Origin of the sequence: Micromonospora endophytica, from assembly GCF_003236305.1 — a bacterium.
Classification (GTDB): domain Bacteria; phylum Actinomycetota; class Actinomycetes; order Mycobacteriales; family Micromonosporaceae; genus Micromonospora; species Micromonospora endophytica.
Window position 1 is genome coordinate 1 of the sequence record NZ_POTX01000536.1, and the last position, 434, is coordinate 434.

Annotated in this window: 1 protein-coding gene; it reads right to left on the reverse strand. The window is 71.9% G+C overall.

Annotated elements, in window-relative coordinates:
* Positions 1–67: 67 nt before the first annotated feature.
* Complete coding sequence (locus tag C1I93_RS30970) at positions 68–427, reverse strand: hypothetical protein (protein WP_181445407.1); 360 nt, start codon at positions 425–427, stop codon at positions 68–70.
* Positions 428–434 lie beyond the last annotated feature (7 nt).

Here is a 434-nt window from a genome sequence, read left to right on the forward strand (position 1 = left end):
ACCCTCCCCCCGCGACGGGCAGCCTGATCAGGCGGGCGCTCGCCAGGAGCGGTGACCGCGTGCTGGCTCAGGCTTCGGCGGGAAGGTCGGTGGTGAGGGCGTTGAGGAGGACCTCGTCGGCGGTGACGGCGGCGATCTGGTCGGCCGGCACGTAGACCGCGCCGGTGGCGACCAACTCGGTGGAGACCTTGAGATAGCCGGTACGCAGCAGCCGGGCGGCCAGGTCCGCCGGCACGTCCGGCTCCTCGGTGGCTGCGGACTCGATCAACTCGTCCAGGCTGCTGCCCGGGTCGGCGGTGGGTGCCTGCACCGTCACCGCGTTGGGGTCGCCGCGCTGGACGAGGTCCACCGTGCCCACGTCGATGCCGGCGGAGTCAACCACCCGCATCCCCGTGGTCACCTTCGATACGGTCGCTCGCTGATCGATGCCCTGC